The organism is Sinorhizobium fredii USDA 257 (assembly GCF_000265205.3).
Classification (GTDB): domain Bacteria; phylum Pseudomonadota; class Alphaproteobacteria; order Rhizobiales; family Rhizobiaceae; genus Sinorhizobium; species Sinorhizobium fredii_B.
This window is the reverse complement of the sequence record NC_018000.1, coordinates 5262715-5279307: the sequence shown is the minus strand read 5'-3', so window position 1 is coordinate 5279307 and position 16593 is coordinate 5262715. Positions and strand designations below refer to the sequence as shown.

The 16593-nt window shown below is 63.0% G+C and carries 19 protein-coding genes; 8 read left to right on the top strand and 11 right to left on the bottom strand.

Features of this window, described 5'->3' with window-relative positions:
• Positions 1-16 precede the first annotated feature (16 nt).
• The 6 genes from USDA257_RS38080 to USDA257_RS37245 all read right to left on the bottom strand — a co-directional run bounded on the left by USDA257_RS38080 (position 17) and on the right by USDA257_RS37245 (position 4498).
• Positions 17-250 (bottom strand): hypothetical protein, encoded by a 234-nt coding sequence (locus USDA257_RS38080; protein WP_014765736.1) that lies wholly within the window; start codon positions 248-250, stop codon positions 17-19.
• 197 nt (positions 251-447) lie between these two features.
• Positions 448-684: a sulfurtransferase TusA family protein gene (locus USDA257_RS24815; RefSeq protein ID WP_014765734.1), complete on the bottom strand. Its 237-nt coding sequence runs from the start codon at positions 682-684 to the stop codon at positions 448-450.
• Positions 684-2111, bottom strand: a complete 1428-nt coding sequence (locus USDA257_RS24810; RefSeq protein WP_014765733.1) for a L,D-transpeptidase family protein — start codon at positions 2109-2111, stop codon at positions 684-686. The genes USDA257_RS24815 and USDA257_RS24810 overlap by 1 nt, the downstream gene beginning before the upstream one ends.
• Before the next feature lie 281 nt (positions 2112-2392).
• Complete coding sequence (locus USDA257_RS24805) at positions 2393-3346, bottom strand: acetyl-CoA carboxylase carboxyltransferase subunit alpha (protein ID WP_014765732.1); 954 nt, start codon at positions 3344-3346, stop codon at positions 2393-2395.
• A 64-nt stretch (positions 3347-3410) separates the two neighbouring features.
• Positions 3411-4352: a site-specific tyrosine recombinase XerD gene (gene xerD / locus USDA257_RS24800; protein ID WP_014765731.1), complete on the bottom strand. Its 942-nt coding sequence runs from the start codon at positions 4350-4352 to the stop codon at positions 3411-3413.
• Positions 4349-4498, bottom strand: a complete 150-nt coding sequence (locus tag USDA257_RS37245) for a hypothetical protein (RefSeq protein ID WP_014765730.1) — start codon at positions 4496-4498, stop codon at positions 4349-4351. Before USDA257_RS37245 ends, xerD begins: the two co-directional genes overlap by 4 nt.
• Positions 4499-4654: 156 nt before the next feature.
• Here USDA257_RS37245 and USDA257_RS24790 point away from each other — a divergent pair, with 156 nt between their 5' ends.
• From USDA257_RS24790 to USDA257_RS24780, 3 genes are read left to right on the top strand one after another with little or no spacing between them, the layout of a single operon-like run.
• Positions 4655-5242: a shikimate kinase gene (locus USDA257_RS24790; RefSeq protein WP_014765728.1), complete on the top strand. Its 588-nt coding sequence runs from the start codon at positions 4655-4657 to the stop codon at positions 5240-5242.
• The gene (gene aroB / locus USDA257_RS24785; RefSeq protein ID WP_014765727.1) at positions 5239-6369 is read left to right on the top strand and encodes a 3-dehydroquinate synthase; all 1131 of its coding nucleotides are present in this window, start codon (positions 5239-5241) and stop codon (positions 6367-6369) included. Before USDA257_RS24790 ends, aroB begins: the two co-directional genes overlap by 4 nt.
• Positions 6366-7673 carry an HlyC/CorC family transporter gene (locus tag USDA257_RS24780; RefSeq protein WP_014765726.1) on the top strand — a complete coding sequence of 436 codons (1308 nt, stop codon included), beginning with the start codon at positions 6366-6368 and terminating at the stop codon, positions 7671-7673. Before aroB ends, USDA257_RS24780 begins: the two co-directional genes overlap by 4 nt.
• Positions 7674-7688: 15 nt before the next feature.
• Here the strand turns inward: USDA257_RS24780 and USDA257_RS24775 are convergent, their stop codons facing one another.
• Positions 7689-7970, bottom strand: a complete 282-nt coding sequence (locus USDA257_RS24775; RefSeq protein ID WP_014765725.1) for a BolA family protein — start codon at positions 7968-7970, stop codon at positions 7689-7691.
• A gap of 123 nt (positions 7971-8093) precedes the next feature.
• Here USDA257_RS24775 and USDA257_RS24770 point away from each other — a divergent pair, with 123 nt between their 5' ends.
• The 4 genes from USDA257_RS24770 (at position 8094) to USDA257_RS24755 (ending at position 12880) form a co-directional block, all read left to right on the top strand.
• Positions 8094-8729, top strand: coding sequence for a J domain-containing protein (locus USDA257_RS24770; RefSeq protein WP_014765724.1), 636 nt, complete (start codon positions 8094-8096; stop codon positions 8727-8729).
• A 76-nt stretch (positions 8730-8805) separates the two neighbouring features.
• Positions 8806-9801: a cobaltochelatase subunit CobS gene (gene cobS / locus USDA257_RS24765; RefSeq protein WP_014765723.1), complete on the top strand. Its 996-nt coding sequence runs from the start codon at positions 8806-8808 to the stop codon at positions 9799-9801.
• 31 nt (positions 9802-9832) lie between these two features.
• On the top strand, positions 9833-11728 hold the full coding sequence (cobT, locus tag USDA257_RS24760; RefSeq protein ID WP_014765722.1) for a cobaltochelatase subunit CobT: 1896 nt from the start codon (positions 9833-9835) through the stop codon (positions 11726-11728).
• A gap of 102 nt (positions 11729-11830) precedes the next feature.
• Entirely contained in the window at positions 11831-12880 is a 1050-nt protein-coding gene (locus USDA257_RS24755) for an esterase-like activity of phytase family protein (RefSeq protein WP_014765721.1), read from the top strand.
• A 45-nt stretch (positions 12881-12925) separates the two neighbouring features.
• On the opposite strand, the gene USDA257_RS24750 is transcribed toward USDA257_RS24755, so the two are convergent.
• Both USDA257_RS24750 and rpmB read right to left on the bottom strand, forming a co-directional pair.
• Complete coding sequence (locus tag USDA257_RS24750; protein WP_014765720.1) at positions 12926-13564, bottom strand: VUT family protein; 639 nt, start codon at positions 13562-13564, stop codon at positions 12926-12928.
• A gap of 141 nt (positions 13565-13705) precedes the next feature.
• A complete protein-coding gene (gene rpmB, locus USDA257_RS24745; RefSeq protein ID WP_014329560.1) occupies positions 13706-13996 on the bottom strand; it encodes a 50S ribosomal protein L28 in 291 nt (96 codons plus the stop codon).
• 449 nt (positions 13997-14445) lie between these two features.
• On the opposite strand from rpmB, the gene USDA257_RS24740 reads away from it, so the two are divergent.
• On the top strand, positions 14446-15237 hold the full coding sequence (locus USDA257_RS24740; RefSeq protein ID WP_041414641.1) for a DUF3108 domain-containing protein: 792 nt from the start codon (positions 14446-14448) through the stop codon (positions 15235-15237).
• Positions 15238-15364: 127 nt separating this feature from the next.
• Here USDA257_RS24740 and USDA257_RS24735 read toward each other — a convergent pair whose 3' ends face one another.
• On the bottom strand, positions 15365-15817 hold the full coding sequence (locus USDA257_RS24735) for a cupin domain-containing protein (protein WP_014765717.1): 453 nt from the start codon (positions 15815-15817) through the stop codon (positions 15365-15367).
• Entirely contained in the window at positions 15817-16587 is a 771-nt protein-coding gene (gene gloB, locus USDA257_RS24730; protein WP_041414640.1) for a hydroxyacylglutathione hydrolase, read from the bottom strand. Before gloB ends, USDA257_RS24735 begins: the two co-directional genes overlap by 1 nt.
• Positions 16588-16593 lie beyond the last annotated feature (6 nt).

The window sequence follows — 16593 nt, the reverse complement described above, 5'->3', positions numbered from 1 at the left end:
AACGCGGCGGGTGGCCTCACACGACAAAGAAGTCGGCAGACGTAATCGCCGCCTTGTTGTCGAGATGGGCGAATTGCACCGCCTTGTCGGCGCCAGAACCATCGGCATCATAAAAGAGAGCGCCGGTATCGCCGTTATAGAGAAGCCGATCGCTTGCATCGATCTTGGCCGCTGCGATGTCCTTGAAAAGACCCGTCGACAGAGAGCCGGGCGTCAATGTCGTGAAGATCTTGCTTGACAGCACGATCATATCGTCGACCGCCGAGAAGTCTCGGATATGATCGACATTGCTCGCGCCGAGCGCCGTGCTGAAGACGAATTGGTCCTTGCCTGCGCCCCCGGACAGTATGTCGCTGCCGGCTGCGCCATCCAGCCTGTTGGCAGCGGCATTGCCGGTGATCGTGTTCGAGAGTGCGTTGCCTTTTCAACTGATGCTTGCCCGCGTGGCTATGTCTTCTTGCGAATGAGAAAACGGTGGCCGCCCGCGGTGGACGCAGCCTGCTCCAGCCGGTGTCCGTCCTCGCTGCAGAAGTGCGGAATGTCGATCACTGCCAGGGGATCGGTCGTTTCGATTTCGATGAGCGCGCCGGGCGCCAGGCTCTCCATGCGTTTGCGCGTCTTCAAAACGGGAAGGGGGCATTTCAGCCCCCTCAAGTCGTAGACGACCCTCGCCTCGTCAGGCATCAATTGCCCCAGATCTTCCAGAACGGGCGCTTCCTCGGCGGCTGCTCCGCCGGTGCCGCATCTCCGCCGGCCACAGGGGCGGTGGCCACCTGCGGATTGGGCGCGGCCGCCGGCGTGGCTGCCCGCTGCTGACCAGCGGCAGGTCGCTGCTCGGCGGGCGGCTGAGCCGACGGTTGGGCCGCACTCTGCTCGGCAGGTGCCGCGTTGACGGGTGCCGTCGCCTGCGCCTCGGGTTCGCTCTTCGAGAACAGCTTCCAGAAGGACTTCTGGACAGGCGCCGTCTGCAGCGCCGCCTGTTGAACGGGTCGTTCGATCGGGCTCTGCTGCGGGACGGGCACGGCCTTGCCTTCGCGGGTCGCCTTCTCCAGCGCCTCCTTCTGGATCAGCGCCGCCTGCTTGGCCTCTTGGGCCTCCTTCTGCTCGGCAAGCCGCTTTTCGAGATCGCTCACCTTCATCAGCTTGCCGGCGTCGAGCGACGTGCCGGTCGGCGCATAGGCAAGCTCGCGGCCCTTGCGTTGCTCGGCAACGATCGCCTTGCGCTCCGCTTCGCTCGGTTCATACCAGACCATGCCGTCGTATTTCTTCAGCGCCTTTTGATAGTCGCGCTGATAATCCTTGTCGAAATTGGCCATGGCTACTTGCAAGGCTGGCGGCGTCGACATGGCGGGGCACTGGCCGGCCGGATTGAAGCTGCCGTCGCTCTGCTGGTTGAAGACGTATTTCCTCTCGCAGACATTGACCTGCGGCGGACGCTTGGTCACTTCGAACTGGTCGTAGCCGGCCTTCAGCATCTTCCAGAATTCGATGTTCGAATTGTCGCGGTGGCGGGCCATGTTCTCCGCTGTCATCCGGAAGGGGAAGGCCTGCAGCTGGACGTTTTCCTGGCCGCCCTTGAACGCATCGCGGGCGAGCGCGAAGATCTCGATGATCTGCTCGTCGGTCATCGAATAGCAGCCCGAAGACGAGCAGGCGCCGTGGATCATCAGGTGCGTGCCGCTGCGGCCGTTCGCCTTGTCATAAGTGTTGGGAAAACCGGTATTGATCGCCAGATAGTAGTTCGAGTTGGGATTCATCTGGTGCGGATAGAGCGGGTAGAATCCCTCCGGCGCCTGACGATCGCCCTCCTTCACCTTGGGGCCGAGCTTGCCGGACCAGGCGCAGATCTTATAGCTCTTCAGAAGCTGGAAGCGGCTCGACGCATTCGCCTTCCATACCTCGAGCGTTCCCTCCTCCTTGAAGATGCGCAACAGGATCGGGGATGTCTTCTGCATCCCCAACTCTCTCATCTTGCTGACCATCTTGCTGGAAAGCTGGTATTCCGTCTTGTTCTTGACGGAGGAGAGGTTGACCGAATCGAGCGTTTCGTTGGTGCACCCGGCAAGCGCGGCTGCGACGGCGGTGATGATTGCAAGATTCCTGAAACGCATCGGCAAAAGCCCGTTTTAGCCAGATTCATCCGTATATGCCTCATCCGCGAAGGAGAGGTATCAACGAATCAGTAAGTCATTATTCTTCACGAAATCTTAACCGTGCAGGCGCCCCCTGCGAAACGGCAGTTTCTCATGACCTCACGAATATGGCCAAGATTTGGCCACAGTCCCGATTTCCGGTTGCCGAGCGGGTCAATCTAATCGCAATGGTTAATCCTGGGTTCTGATCAAGGTTGAGGCGAATGGCGGTCGCCACTCGCGCTTTTCTTCATCCGCTCCTAGAGATTGCGGCCGATATTCAGGTACTTCTGCCGGCGGTCGGTCCGCAATTCGTCGCCATTGCGCCCGGAAAGCTCTTTCAGCGCGTCGGCAATGACGGTGCCGGTGCGGCCGATCACGGCCTGCGGATCGCGGTGGGCGCCGCCGACCGGTTCGGGAATGATGCCGTCGATTACGCCGAGCGATTTCAGGTCTTCGGCAGTGATCTTCATGTTGCTGGCCGCTTCCTTGGCGCGCGTCGAATCGCGCCATAGGATCGAGGCCGCGCCTTCCGGCGAGATGACGCTATAGATCGCATGCTCGAGCATGAAGACGCGGTTGCCGGTTGCAATCGCGATCGCGCCGCCGGAGCCGCCTTCGCCGATCACGACGGTGACGATCGGCACCTTGATGTTGAGGCACATTTCGGTCGAGCGGGCGATCGCCTCGGCTTGGCCGCGCTCCTCGGCGTTAACGCCGGGATAGGCGCCTGCCGTATCGACCAGCGTGATCAGCGGCAGGCCGAACCGGTCGGCCATCTCCATCACGCGGACCGCCTTGCGGTAGCCCTCGGGGCGCGGGCTGCCGAAATTGTGCTTGATGCGCGATTTGGTGTCGTTGCCCTTCTCCTGACCGATCACCGCAACCGGCGAGCCGCGGAACCGCGCCAGACCCGCCTGGATGGCATCGTCATTGGCGAAGTTGCGGTCGCCCGCAAGCGGCGTGAACTCGGTGAAGAGCTCCGCGGCATAGTCGAGGAAATGCGGGCGGGACGGGTGGCGCGCGACCTGCGTCTTCTGCCAGGGCGACAGCTTGGAATAGATCTCCGCCATCGCGTCGCGCACGCGCCCTTCGAGCCGCGAGATCTCGTCGGACGTGTTCACGCTCTCGTCTTCGCCGGCAAGCTTCTTCAATTCGAGGATCTTGCCCTCGAGATCAGAGATGGGTTTTTCGAAGTCGAGATAGTTGTGCATGAGATGCGTTTCCGATCATTTTGCGACAAGGACCGCCCGGCAAAGCCAACCTGCCCCGCCGGTCCTAATCCTGTTTTTTCGCCTGTTTGGCAAGAGGGTGGTGGTTTTGCACCAGCTCGTGCAGCCGTTCTTCCAGCACATGCGTATAGATTTGTGTCGTCGAAATGTCCGAATGACCGAGCAGTTCCTGGACGGCGCGAAGGTCTGCGCCATTGGCGAGAAGGTGGCTGGCGAAGGCATGGCGCAGCACGTGCGGCGAGATCGCCGCGACCCTGATACCGGCGCGCGCCGCGAGACTCTTGAGGTCGCGGGCAAAGACCTGGCGCGGCAGGTGGCCGGATTTTCCGGAGGAAGGGAACAGCCAGGGGCTCTCCACTTCGACCGCTCTCTTGCGCAGCGCATCGCCGTAGGTCCGCATGGCGCGGATCGCCGCCTGCGACAGCGGTACAAGCCTTTCCTTGTTGCCCTTGCCGCGGATGACAAGGAAGCGGCCGTTCTGCGCAAGCACGCTTGCGGGCAGCGACACGAGCTCGCTGACGCGCATGCCGGTCGCATAGAGAAGCTCGATCAGCGCGTGCATGCGAAGCTTCGCGAAGGCGTCCTCGCCGTCGGCGGCGGCCTGGGCCTCGGCCTCGCCGATCAGCCGGGTGACGTCGTCTATGCTGAGCGTCTTGGGCAAGGTGCGCGCTTTCTTCGGCGCGTCGAGGATGCCGGTCGGGTCATCGCCACGCAGGCCCTCGGCATAGAGGAACTTGTAGAATTGCCTGAGCGCCGACAGCCGGCGCGCCTGGGAGGAGGCCTTGAAACCTTCGCCGGCCAGATGCGAGAGATAACGTCTCAGATCGTCCGCCGTGGCGGCATTGAGCCGCGTTCCTGAAGAGCGCAGGAAGGAGCGTGCGTCCCTGAGATCGCGTTCGTAGGATTGGAGTGTGTTGACCGCCGCGCCCCGCTCGGCGCTCATCATTTCCAGGAACGCTTCGAGGTGGGCCTCCGAAAGATCCGTCATTGCGGCTTATTGATCCGTTCGGACGGAATGCGCACCGTCACGTCCCGCTCCACCGGCTCGACGAAGGTGACGAGCGCCACCATGGTTCCATAGATCATCCCGGCCGCGACGGCGCAGAAGAACAGGAACCGGAACAGGGTTGGCATTTCAGTCTCCAGCACGCAGGTGACGCCATAGCGGACCGTGATCTATATGAACGGCTCGCCCGGCAAGTTCAAGAAGCGTGGCGCGGCTCCGCGCGACGACTTGACGCCCCCGGCCGATTTGTCGATACCGAAGGGGAATGGGGACTATGACGCCTAATGAACGACGTGACCGAACCGGTTTTCGCGACGCTCGCCGAACGGGCGAAGCTCGCACTCGGTAAGCGCAACCTGATTTTCATCGGCCTGATGGGAGCGGGAAAATCGGCGATTGGTCGGCTGACCGCCCAGGCGCTCGGCGTTCCCTTCGTCGATTCCGACCATGAGATCGAACGCGTGTCGCGCATGACCGTGAGCGAGCTTTTCGCCGCCTATGGCGAAGAGGAGTTCCGGGCGCTAGAGGCGCGGGTGCTGAAGCGACTGTTGCGGTCGGGCCCAAGGGTGGTTTCGACCGGCGGCGGCGCCTATATCAACGAACGCTCCCGCCGGCAGATCAGGAAGGGCGGCCTGACCGTCTGGCTGAATGCGGATCTCGACGTTCTCTGGGAGCGGGTGAACAAGCGCGATACAAGGCCGCTGCTCAAGACGGAAAACCCGAGGCAGACGCTCGAGAACCTGATGCGCGCCCGCTATCCGATCTACGCCGAGGCGGATCTCGTTGTCCTTTCGCGCGACGTGAAAAAGGAAACGATGGTCGACGAGGTCCTCGCCGCCATCGCCGACTGCAAGAAGGTCGATATGCCATGAACAATCATGCGACGCCCGCCGAGCGCAGGGTCCGGGTGAACCTCGGAGACCGTTCCTATGACATTCTCATCGGCCCCGGCCTGATTGCCGCGGCGGGCAGGGAAATCGCGTCCCGCCTCAAGGGCCGCCGGATGGCGGTGATCACGGATGAAAACGTGGCACCACGCTATCTGGAGCCGCTGATGGCGAGCCTGAAGGAGAGCGGCATCGACGCCGTCTCGCTCATTCTGCCCGCAGGCGAGAAGACCAAGAGCTTCGAGCAGCTGATCCCGGTGTGCGATGCCATTCTCGCCGCGAGAATCGAGCGCAATGACGCGGTGATCGCGCTTGGCGGCGGCGTGATCGGCGATCTGACCGGCTTTGCGGCCGGCATTGTGCGGCGCGGTTCGCGCTTCATCCAGATCCCGACCTCGCTCCTGGCGCAGGTCGATTCCTCCGTCGGCGGCAAGACCGGCATCAACTCGCCGCACGGCAAGAACCTGATCGGCGTCTTCCACCAGCCGGATCTCGTGCTCGCCGACACGGACGTCCTCGATACGCTGAGCCCACGCGAGTTTCGCGCCGGCTATGCCGAGGTTGCCAAATACGGCCTGATCGACAAGCCGGAATTCTTCGACTGGCTCGAGCGCAACTGGCAGGCGGTCTTCTCCGGGGGCGCGGCGCGCATCGAGGCTATTGCCGTCAGTTGTCAGGCCAAGGCCGACGTCGTCGCCGCGGACGAGCGCGAGAACGGCCTGCGTGCGCTGCTCAATCTCGGCCACACCTTCGGCCACGCCCTGGAAGCCGCGACCGAATACGACAGCCGCAGGCTCGTGCATGGGGAAGGCGTTGCGATCGGCATGGTCCTGGCGCACCAGTTTTCCGCCCGGATGAACCTTGCAAGCCCCGACGATGCGCGGCGCGTCGAAGCCCACCTCGCGGCGGTCGGACTGCCGACGCTGATGGCCGATATTCCCGGCGACCTTCCGCCGGCCGAGCGGCTGATGGAGGCGATCGCCCAGGACAAGAAGGTCAAGGGCGGCAAGCTCACTTTCATCCTGACTCGAGGCATCGGCCAGTCCTTCGTCGCCGACGACGTTCCGGCTTCGGAGGTGCTGGGCTTCCTCAAGGAAAAGCATCCGCGATGAGCGCCGAGGCGTTATGGCTCTTTCTGGCGGACCATTGGCTGCCGCTCCTTTCGGTCATCTGCCTTCTGCTCCTTTCGGCTTTCTTCTCCGGGTCTGAGGCGGCCTTGACCGCAACCTCCCGGGCGCGCATGCACACGCTCGAGAGCAATGGCGACCGGCGGGCCGGCGTCGTCAATCGCCTGATCGAGCGGCGTGACCGCCTGGTTGGAACGCTGCTCCTCGGCAACAACCTCGTCACCATTCTCGCGACGTCGCTGACGACCAGCCTATTGCTCGGCCTCGTCGGCAACTTTGCCGTGCTGATCGCCACGGTCAGCATGACGGTGCTGCTCGTTCTCTTCTGCGAGGTGCTGCCGAAGAGCTGGGCGATCGCCTCTCCCGATCGGTTCGCGCTTGCCGTGGCGCATATGGTAAGACGCTTCGTGGCGGTCGCTGGCCCCATATCCGCGCTTATCAATGCGATCGTCCGCCGCCTCCTGAACCTCTCCGGCGTGAATGTCGCCTCTGACAGGCCGATGCTTTCGGCCCAGGAGGAACTGCGCGGCGCCGTCGACCTGCTGCATCGGGAAGGGGCGGTGATCAAGGCGGACCGCGACCGGCTCGGCGGCGTGCTCGACCTCGGCGAACTCGAGGTGTCCGACATCATGATTCACCGCACCGCCATGCAGGCGGTCAACACGGAGGAGCCGCCGGAGGTCTGCGTCCGGGAGATACTCGGAAGTCCCTTCACGCGCCTGCCGCTGTGGCGCGGCTCGACCGACAACATCATCGGCGTCGTCCATTCGAAGGATCTCCAGAGGGCGCTGGCCGAACCCGGCGTCGAGCCGCACACGATCGACATCGTCAGGATCGCGCAGAAGCCATGGTTCGTGCCAGACACGACCAATCTCAAGGACCAGCTCAACGCCTTCCTGCGGCGTAAGCTGCATCTGGCCATCGTCGTCGACGAATACGGCCAAGTCCAAGGCCTCGTCACGCTGGAGGACATTCTCGAGGAAATCGTCGGCGACATTGCCGACGAGCACGATCTCGATATCCAGGGCGTTCGCCAGGAAGCCGACGGATCGATCGTCGTCGATGGCTCCGTGCCGATCCGCGACCTAAACCGGGCGCTCGACTGGTCGCTGCCGGACGAGGAGGCGACGACGGTCGCCGGTCTGGTCATCCACGAAGCCAAGAGCATTCCGGAGGAGCGGCAGGCTTTCACCTTCTACGGCAAGCGCTTCATCGTCATGAAGCGGGTGAAGAACCGGATCACCAAGCTACGTATCCGCCCGGCCGAAGAGGAGGCGGCAGGGCTCTAGGACCTGACCCTAGTCTCACCAGCGCGTCGGCTCGCCTGGCGCAGCCGGCTCGACGGCAAGCGCATGCAGGCCAGCATCGAGCTCGGATTTCAACAGGTCGTTAATGGCCCGGTGGCGGGCCACACGGCTCATGCCGGCGAAGGCACTGGACACGATGCGGATGCGCATGTGGGTGTCGCCGCCGCCGTCGAAACCCGGCTGGTGGCCGGCATGCAGATGGCTCTCGTTGATCACCATCAGCCGTTCGGGATGGAAGGCCTTCTCAAGCTTCTCTTCGATACGGCTTTGCAGCGACATGCTTCCGTCCCATTTCCCTGTTTGCTCTTACGGCTCGAAGGCGCCGGCGATGCAAAATGCGCGCACAAAGCCAGCAACATTCCGCTTTGTCAATTCTTGTTGTGACCCGTCGCAACCCCCATAATGGATGCCATGAAGCTCGATTCAAAATACTTTGATCGCATCCGCACGCGCCGCAAGCCAGAGGCGCGCGTGGAGCCGTCTGCGCCCATGTGCCAGTGGGACGGCTGCGACAAGACCGGCGTGCATCGGGCTCCCGTCGGCCGCAATGCCGAGGGCGAATATTTCATGTTCTGCTTCGAGCACGTGAAGGAATACAACAAGGGGTACAATTATTTCTCCGGGCTCTCGGACACGGAGATCGCGCGCTACCAGAAGGAAGCGGTTACCGGGCATCGTCCCACCTGGACGGTCGGTGTCAACAAGAGTGCCCGCAACGGCCCGACGCAATCCCAGATGCGCTCCGGCAGCGCGGGCGCACAGGCGCGCATGCGCGATCCGTTCGGCTTCTTCAACGAGGCGCGGGCCCGATCGGCGCGGCACGAGCCGCGGCTGCGCAAACTGAAGACGCTCGAGGCCAAGGCCTTCGAAACGCTTGGGCTTGCCGCCTCGGCGACCTCCGCCGATATCAAGGCCGCCTACAAGGAACTCGTCAAGAAACACCACCCCGATGCGAATGGCGGAGACAGAGGCTCGGAAGACCGTTTTCGGGCCGTGATTCAAGCCTATCAATTGTTAAAACAGGCTGGTTTCTGCTAACAACGCGCATTATGACAGAAAGCACTTTTTGCAGGCGTATGCGCGGGTGCCGTCCGGCGGCCGCTCTGGAGACATGATGAGCAAGATTGACCTCGACATTTCCAACCTCCCCGACACGACGGTCTCTGTCCGGGAGGCTTTCGGCATTGATACGGATCTGCGCGTTCCCGCCTATTCGAAGGGCGATGCCTATGTGCCCGAACTCGATCCCGACTATCTCTTCGACCGGGAAACCACACTCGCCATTCTTGCAGGCTTTGCGCACAACCGACGCGTGATGGTTTCCGGCTATCACGGCACCGGCAAATCGACCCATATCGAGCAGGTGGCGTCGCGCCTCAACTGGCCCTGCGTGCGCATCAATCTCGACAGCCATGTCAGCCGTATCGATCTCGTCGGCAAGGATGCAATCGTCGTCAAGGATGGGCTGCAGATCACCGAATTCAAGGACGGCATCCTGCCCTGGGCCTATCAGCACAACGTCGCGCTCGTCTTCGACGAGTATGATGCCGGCCGGCCGGACGTGATGTTCGTCATCCAGCGCGTGCTGGAGTCCTCCGGCCGGCTGACACTGCTCGACCAGAGCCGCGTCATCCGCCCGCACCCGGCCTTCCGCCTGTTCGCCACCGCCAACACGATCGGCCTCGGCGATACGACCGGGCTCTATCACGGCACGCAGCAGATCAACCAGGCGCAGATGGACCGCTGGTCGATCGTAACCGCGCTCAACTACCTGCCGCATGACAAGGAAGTCGACATCGTCGCTGCCAAGGTGAAGGGGTTCACCGCCGACAAGGGCCGCGATACCGTGTCGAAGATGGTGCGCGTCGCCGATCTCACCCGCGCCGCCTTCATCAACGGGGATCTGTCGACCGTCATGAGCCCGCGAACGGTGATCACCTGGGCCGAAAACGCCCATATCTTCGGCGATATCGCCTTCGCCTTCCGTGTGACCTTCCTCAACAAGTGCGACGAGCTGGAGCGGGCGTTGGTCGCCGAGCATTACCAGCGTGCCTTTGGCGTCGAACTGAAGGAAAGCGCCGCCAACATCGTGCTGGAAGCCACGGCCTGATCGCTTCGTCTAGGCTGAAGAAGGAACTGTCGTGAGCTCGAATTCCAAGGCGAAGCCGCAAACGAGGGAGAACGCCGCCGAACCGTTCAAGCGGGCGCTCTCCGGCTGCGTCCGGTCGATTGCCGGGGATGCGGAGCTCGAGGTCGCCTTTGCGAACGAGCGTCCGGGGATGACCGGCGAGCGCATCCGCCTGCCGGAGCTTTCCAAGCGTCCGACTCGGCACGAGCTCGCCGTGGCGCGCGGTCTGGGTGACTCGATGGCGCTGCGCAAGGCGTGCCACAACGACCGCATCCATGCGACCATGTCGCCGCAAGGCGCGGATGCGCGGGCAATCTTCGACGCCGTCGAGCAGGCGCGCGTCGAGGCGATCGGGGCGATCCGGATGCCCGGCGTCGCCGACAATCTCTCCTCAATGCTCGAGGAGAAATATGCCAAGGGCAATTTCGGCGCGATCGACAGCCAGTCGGATGCACCGCTCGAGGAGGCGGTGGCGCTCCTGGTGCGGGAGAAGCTGACCGGCAAGAAGCCGCCGGCCTCCGCCGGCAAGGTGCTCGACCTCTGGCGCGATTTCATCGAGCAGAAGGCCGCCGCCGACGTCAGAAACCTGCCCGCGGCGGTTAACGACCAGCAGGCCTTCGCCCGGGTCGTGCGCGACATGCTGGCTTCGATGGATGTCGCCGAAAAATACGGCGAGGACGATATCGAGCCAGACGACCAGGAAAGCGAGACCGACGAGGACCAGCCGCGCAGCCAGGAGCAGGACGACAACGCCGGCGAGGAGGAAGAGGGCTCCGACGCCGCCCCCGCCGACGAAAACCAGTCTGCCGAGGAGCAGATGGAAGAAGGCGAGATGGACGGCGCCGAGATCTCCGACGACGACCTTCAGGACGAGGGCGACGAGGACAGCGAAACGCCCGGCGAGGTCAAGCGGCCGAACCACCCCTTTGCGGACCTGAACGAAAAGGTCGATTACGCGATCTATACGCGCGAGTTCGACGAGACCATCACGGCCGAGGAGCTTTGCGACGAGGCGGAACTCGATCGTCTGCGCGCCTTCCTCGACAAGCAGCTCGCCCATCTGCAGGGGGCCGTCGGCCGCCTCGCCAACCGCCTGCAACGGCGGCTGATGGCGCAGCAGAACCGGTCCTGGGAGTTCGATCTCGAGGAGGGGGTTCTGGATACCGCCCGCCTGCAGCGGGTCATCATCGATCCGATGCAGCCGCTTTCCTTCAAGCGGGAGAAGGATACGAATTTCCGCGACACCGTCGTGACGCTGCTGATCGACAATTCCGGCTCGATGCGCGGCCGGCCGATCACCGTTGCCGCCACTTGCGCGGACATTCTCGCCCGCACGCTGGAGCGCTGCGGCGTCAAGGTCGAGATTCTCGGCTTCACCACCAAGGCCTGGAAGGGCGGGCAAGCGCGCGAGAAATGGCTCGCGGGCGGCAAGCCTCAAGCGCCGGGCCGCCTCAACGATCTGCGCCACATCGTCTACAAGTCGGCCGATGCGCCCTGGCGCCGCGCGCGCCGCAATCTCGGCCTGATGATGCGGGAAGGGCTGCTCAAGGAGAATATCGACGGCGAGGCGCTGATGTGGGCGCACGACCGCCTGCTCGGCCGGCCGGAGCAACGACGAATCCTGATGATGATCTCGGACGGTGCACCGGTCGACGATTCCACCCTGTCGGTGAATCCTGGCAACTATCTCGAGCGACACCTGCGCGCCGTCATCGAGCAGATCGAGACGCGTTCGCCGGTCGAGCTTCTGGCGATCGGCATCGGCCATGACGTGACGCGGTATTATCGCCGCGCCGTGACGATCGTCGATGCGGACGAACTTGCGGGCGCGATGACGGAGCAGCTTGCCGCCCTGTTCGAGGAAGAGCACCGGCACGGCCGCGTCGGACGCCTGCGCCGGGCCGGCTGATCGGTTTGCCGCGCCGCAAATTCGCCTGTATCTCCATCATCTGCTAAGAGCCTGCCCGTCCCTCAGCGCCTGCGTTGCCTCCCTGGAAGGTTATGCCTCGAAATGCTCCGAACCCTTGCCGTTCTCTTCCTGTTGGCATCGACCGCCGCCGCCGAGGCGGAAGCGCCGTGTGAGATCGTTCCGATCCGAAGCCGGCAAATCTCACAGTTCAAGGTCGGTTCCGACGCCACGACGTTCGGCAGGCTCGAATTCATCGGCGGCATCGAAATGACCTCGCCCAATGCGCTGTTCGGCGCAGTTTCGGCGATCCGCTTCCGGCCCGACGGAGAATCCTTCGCCGCCGTCCTGGATACAGGGCATTGGGTCGAGGGCGCCGTCGTTCGCGACGAGGCGGGTATGCTTCAGGGGCTGACCGACCTTGCCATCACCGCGATGACCGACGGCAATGGTGCGGCGCAGCTCGAAAAGTGGAAGGTGGATTCCGAAGGGCTGGCGCTGCGCGATGGCGCGGTGATCGTCAGCTTCGAGCAGGCGTCACGCGTCGATGTCTATCCCGACCCGGGCTGTGCCGCCTCGAGGCCCATCGGCCAGATCAGCCTGCCCTTTCCGGTCGAGGAACTGCGCAGCAATGGCGGATTGGAGACGATCGCAATTGCACCGAAGGATGGGCCGCTTTCCGGTGCTGCCGTGATCGTCGCGGAACGCAGCGTCGACACGTCCGGCAATCTCCTGGCGGGCATCCTCGACGGACCGATGCGGGGCGCGTTCTCGGTGGTGCGCCAAGACCCCTATGCGGTCACTGATGGCGCATTCCTGCCGAACGGGGATATGCTCATCCTCGAACGCCGCTTCAATTTCTCTTCGGGGCTCGGAATGCGCATTCGCCGGCTCGCGGCCGCCGATATCCGGCCGGGTGCGGTGGTCGACGGCGAGGTGCTGCTCGAGGCCGACATGAGCTACCAGATCGACAATATGGAAGGCCTCGATGTGGTCTCCCGGCCCGATGGCGACATGCGGGTGATCCTGGTTTCCGACGACAATCACTCGATCCTCGAGCGCAACCTGATGCTTGAGTTTCGACTGAAAGACGACGCCAACCGAACAGGCGCGGATCGAAACAACGCCGACTCTTCCTCATCCGCTTTAAATTGAAACAGGGCCAAATCGGCCCTGTTAAAACGTCGTCGCCTTCAGCATTCACGCGGTGGCTTTGGCCGCCGGCATCGGTTTGATGACGCTCATCAGCGCGCCATAGGGCAGCAGCAGGACGATACCGCACAAAATCTTCACGGCAAGATCACCGAGTGCCCAGGAAATCCAGCGTGGCGCATCGAGGGCCATGAGGCCGAGCAGAGGCGCGGCTTCGAGCGCGAAGCTGTCGTTCGGACCGAGGAAGACGAAGGACGGTGCGAAGGCGAAGGAGAAGAACATCGCCGTGTCGAGCCCCGAACCGATCAGCGAACCGGCGAGCGGCGCGCGCCACCAGCTTTGGCGCCGCAGCCGGTTGAACACTGAGATGTCGAGGAGCTGGCCGAGCAGGAAGGCAGAGCCCGAGGCGATCGCGATGCGCGGCGTTGCGGCGAAGAAGGAGAGGGCGACGGCGACGACGAAACCCACAATGACGACGCGGCGCGCGATGCGCGGGCCGAAATGGCGGTTTGTCAGGTCGGTAACGAGGAAGGCGAAGGGATAGCTGAAAGCGCCCCAGGTCAGGAGATCGCCGAGCTGCATGCCGGCGATCGAGCCGGGCAGCGGATACTGCACAAGGAAATTCGACGCGACGACCACCAGTGTCATCAGCGCCACATAGACAAAGAACATACGGTTGATCAGCATTTTTTTATCCTGGGTGATGCCACCAGTTAGAGGGTCCTACCGGAGAGAGGCATCCGGCCGATGATATCGAGCACGAGAAAAAGGCTTGCCGGACGGATCCGCAAGCCTTTCAAGCCATGCTCAGGAAGGCGCTGGCGCCGATCAGGCGGCTGCGGCAGCCTTCTTGACGATCTGGCGGCGCAGCAGGCGAGCGCGCATGCTCAGCTCGTTCTCGTCGGCCTTCAGCAGGAAGGCGTCGAGACCGCCGCGGTGTTCGACCGAACGGAGAGCCGCAGCGGAGACGCGCAGGCGGAAACGCTGGCCGAGCGCATCCGAGATCAGCGTGACATTGCACAGGTTCGGCAGGAACTTGCGCTTCGTCTTGTTGTTGGCGTGGCTCACATTGTGACCCGACTGGACGCCCTTGCCGGTCAATTCGCAACTACGGGACATGGTACACCTATTTTCTTTTCGCCGCCGGACAATGCGGTAGCGGGCCCAGAGCCCAGGCCGCGTTCCTACTGGCCATTATTGGAAAGTCGCGGTTCTATAGTCAGTGATGGGCCGCCAGTCAAGCCAAACCTGCGCTTTCCTCAAAATCCGCGCCATTCCAAGGATTAGCAAAAATTAAGCGCCGTTACGACCCCTCCATCTTTCCGGCCGTGCCGCGCCGCGCTATCTCCTTTCGGGCATAGGCGGAATCTCGTCATTGGTCTCGCCTGCCGAATGAATGTGACGCACCGGGCGCAGAAATGCCGCAAACCGCCTGCATTTCAAGGCATTGCGACATAGCCGCGCGGGGCATCGTTCAGACGCACCAAAGACGCTGCAACACTTTGAGCTGCTGCATGGTTTTGACCTCGAATCGGTTCCGCTTCACGGATCCATGCAAGAGAATAAGAATGGGGCTTTCGGGCATGATGTTGCGCACTGGTTTTTGCGTGCCGGCACTCCTGGCCGCCGCGACGTTTTCCACAGCCTGCTTCGCCGCGGAAATCGAGCATCAAACGGACTACAGCATAGCGCTTGCCGGCCTGCCGCTGGCGCGCGCCTCGTTTCACACCGAGGTCGAGCAGAATCGCTACACGATTTCGGGAACGTTGAATTCAGCCGGCTTGGTGAACATTATCAGCCCGACCTCCGGCCAGACACGGGTTTCCGGCATGATCGGCCGCGACCGCCTTCGAGCGACCCAATATTCGATGTCCTATCGCAGCGGAAAAAAGGCGCGGGCGATCAGCGTCAGCTTCCGCAACGGCAATGTGGTACGCGCAAGCATGGTCCCGAAGCGCACGCCTTTGCCGAAGAATTGGGTGCCGGTGACGAGCCGCGACATGCGCAACGTGCTCGATCCGCTCTCTGGATTGATCATTCCGGCGGCGACCCGCGTCTGTCCCAACACGCTGCCTATCTTCGACGGCGAATCGCGACTCGACATAAAGCTGTCGGCCAAGGGGACGCGGAACTTCAAGACCAAGGGCTTCGACGGCGAGGTCATCGTCTGCGGCGTCCGTTTCGTGCCGAAGGCTGGATACAGGAAGGGTCGCGAGGACGTCGAATATCTGCGCCGCCTGGAAACGATGGAAATATGGTACGCGAAGTCGAATACGGTCGACGTCTATGCCCCGGTCTATGTTCGCATTCCGACGAAGATCGGACCGGTGACCGTCTCTGCGACGCGGTTTGGCGGGTAGTTCTGCCGGCGCGACCGTCTCGTTCGAAAAACGCGGAAGAGCGCTAGATCAACGACACGTCGAAGGGCCCGGCAGGCATGGCGAGCGGGGAGAAGGTAGTCGGCAGGCCGGATCAGGGGCGGGCGCTCTATCGTTCGTGATCTTGTCGCGGCCGCCAATCGAGCGGCGCCATCTCGAAAGCGGAAAAATCGAAGCCGGGTGCGACCGTGCAGCCGACCAGCGTCCAGTCTCCGAGCGAAGCGGCCGATTGCCACCAGTCGGCGGGGACGACCTGTTGTGGCCTTTCTCCGCCGGGAAGGTCCGGGCCGAGTCGCACGTGCACCGCAGGCCTATTCGGTTCGGCAATGCTGAGTTCGAGCGGTGCCCCGGCGTAATAGTGCCAGATCTCCACGGCGTCGCGGACGCGGTGCCAATGCGATCGGTCGCCCTTTTCGAGGAGATAGTAGATTGCCGTCGAATGGCCGCGCGATCCGCCGTCGGCATCCCGGAAGGTTTCGACGTACCAGCCGCCTTCCGGATGTCTGACCAGCCCTAGCGTTTCGATAATCGTTGCCGCCGTCGTCTCCCGCGAGGTGCGCATCAGAAATTGTCCTTGCGCTTGCGGATCTCCGCGAAGACGGCCGCATCGCTCGCCTTCTCCATGTCGAGATGGGCGCGGATTTTCGGATCGCCGGCGCGCAAGAACGGGTTCGTCCTTTTCTCGACGCCGATCGTCGTCGGTGCGGTGAAGCCGCCGTCCGAACGGGTCTCCTCGATCTCGGCGGCGCGTTCTTTCAGCGCCGTGTTGTCCGGATCGATCGTCACGGCAAAATGGGCATTCGAGAGGGTGTATTCGTGGCCGAAATAGACGGAGGTATCGTCGGGAAGCGCCATCAGCCGATTGAGCGATTGCCACATCGTCTCGGCCGATCCTTCGAACAGCCGCCCGCACCCGAGCGCGAACAGCGTATCGGCGGCGAAGAGCAATTTGTCCTGGGGCAGATGGAAGCAGATGTGCCCCGCGGTATGCCCCGGCGTTTCGATCACCTCGACCGGATGGCCGGCGAAGTCGAAGCGTTCGCCATGAGCCACTTGCTTGTCGAGCCCCGAGATCTTCGACGCCTCGCCCTTCGGGCCAATGATCGTCACGCCGAAACGTTCCTTCAGGCTGACATTCGCCGCCACGTGGTCGCCGTGGTGATGGGTCGTCAGGATGTGGGTAAGCCGCCACCCGCGCCGCTCCAGCGCCTCGAGGATCGGTTGCTCCTCCGGAGCATCGATCGACGCCGTTGCGCCGGTCTCCGGATCGTGGATCAGCACACCAAAATTGTCGGTGCGGCAGAGGAAGAGGTCAAGTTCGAGCGCGGCCATGGCTTG

Bases quoted from the DNA above. Each gene is read 5' to 3' on its own strand.
- USDA257_RS38080 (WP_014765736.1), bottom strand. From the start codon at position 250: ATGATCGTGCTGTCAAGCAAGATCTTCACGACATTGACGCCCGGCTCT.
- USDA257_RS24815 (WP_014765734.1), bottom strand. From the start codon at position 684: ATGCCTGACGAGGCGAGGGTCGTCTACGACTTGAGGGGGCTGAAATGC.
- USDA257_RS24810 (WP_014765733.1), bottom strand. From the start codon at position 2,111: ATGCGTTTCAGGAATCTTGCAATCATCACCGCCGTCGCAGCCGCGCTT.
- USDA257_RS24805 (WP_014765732.1), bottom strand. From the start codon at position 3,346: ATGCACAACTATCTCGACTTCGAAAAACCCATCTCTGATCTCGAGGGC.
- xerD (WP_014765731.1), bottom strand. From the start codon at position 4,352: ATGACGGATCTTTCGGAGGCCCACCTCGAAGCGTTCCTGGAAATGATG.
- USDA257_RS37245 (WP_014765730.1), bottom strand. From the start codon at position 4,498: ATGCCAACCCTGTTCCGGTTCCTGTTCTTCTGCGCCGTCGCGGCCGGG.
- USDA257_RS24790 (WP_014765728.1), top strand. From the start codon at position 4,655: ATGAACGACGTGACCGAACCGGTTTTCGCGACGCTCGCCGAACGGGCG.
- aroB (WP_014765727.1), top strand. From the start codon at position 5,239: ATGAACAATCATGCGACGCCCGCCGAGCGCAGGGTCCGGGTGAACCTC.
- USDA257_RS24780 (WP_014765726.1), top strand. From the start codon at position 6,366: ATGAGCGCCGAGGCGTTATGGCTCTTTCTGGCGGACCATTGGCTGCCG.
- USDA257_RS24775 (WP_014765725.1), bottom strand. From the start codon at position 7,970: ATGTCGCTGCAAAGCCGTATCGAAGAGAAGCTTGAGAAGGCCTTCCAT.
- USDA257_RS24770 (WP_014765724.1), top strand. From the start codon at position 8,094: ATGGATGCCATGAAGCTCGATTCAAAATACTTTGATCGCATCCGCACG.
- cobS (WP_014765723.1), top strand. From the start codon at position 8,806: ATGAGCAAGATTGACCTCGACATTTCCAACCTCCCCGACACGACGGTC.
- USDA257_RS24755 (WP_014765721.1), top strand. From the start codon at position 11,831: ATGCTCCGAACCCTTGCCGTTCTCTTCCTGTTGGCATCGACCGCCGCC.
- USDA257_RS24750 (WP_014765720.1), bottom strand. From the start codon at position 13,564: ATGCTGATCAACCGTATGTTCTTTGTCTATGTGGCGCTGATGACACTG.
- rpmB (WP_014329560.1), bottom strand. From the start codon at position 13,996: ATGTCCCGTAGTTGCGAATTGACCGGCAAGGGCGTCCAGTCGGGTCAC.
- USDA257_RS24740 (WP_041414641.1), top strand. From the start codon at position 14,446: ATGGGGCTTTCGGGCATGATGTTGCGCACTGGTTTTTGCGTGCCGGCA.
- USDA257_RS24735 (WP_014765717.1), bottom strand. From the start codon at position 15,817: ATGCGCACCTCGCGGGAGACGACGGCGGCAACGATTATCGAAACGCTA.
- gloB (WP_041414640.1), bottom strand. From the start codon at position 16,587: ATGGCCGCGCTCGAACTTGACCTCTTCCTCTGCCGCACCGACAATTTT.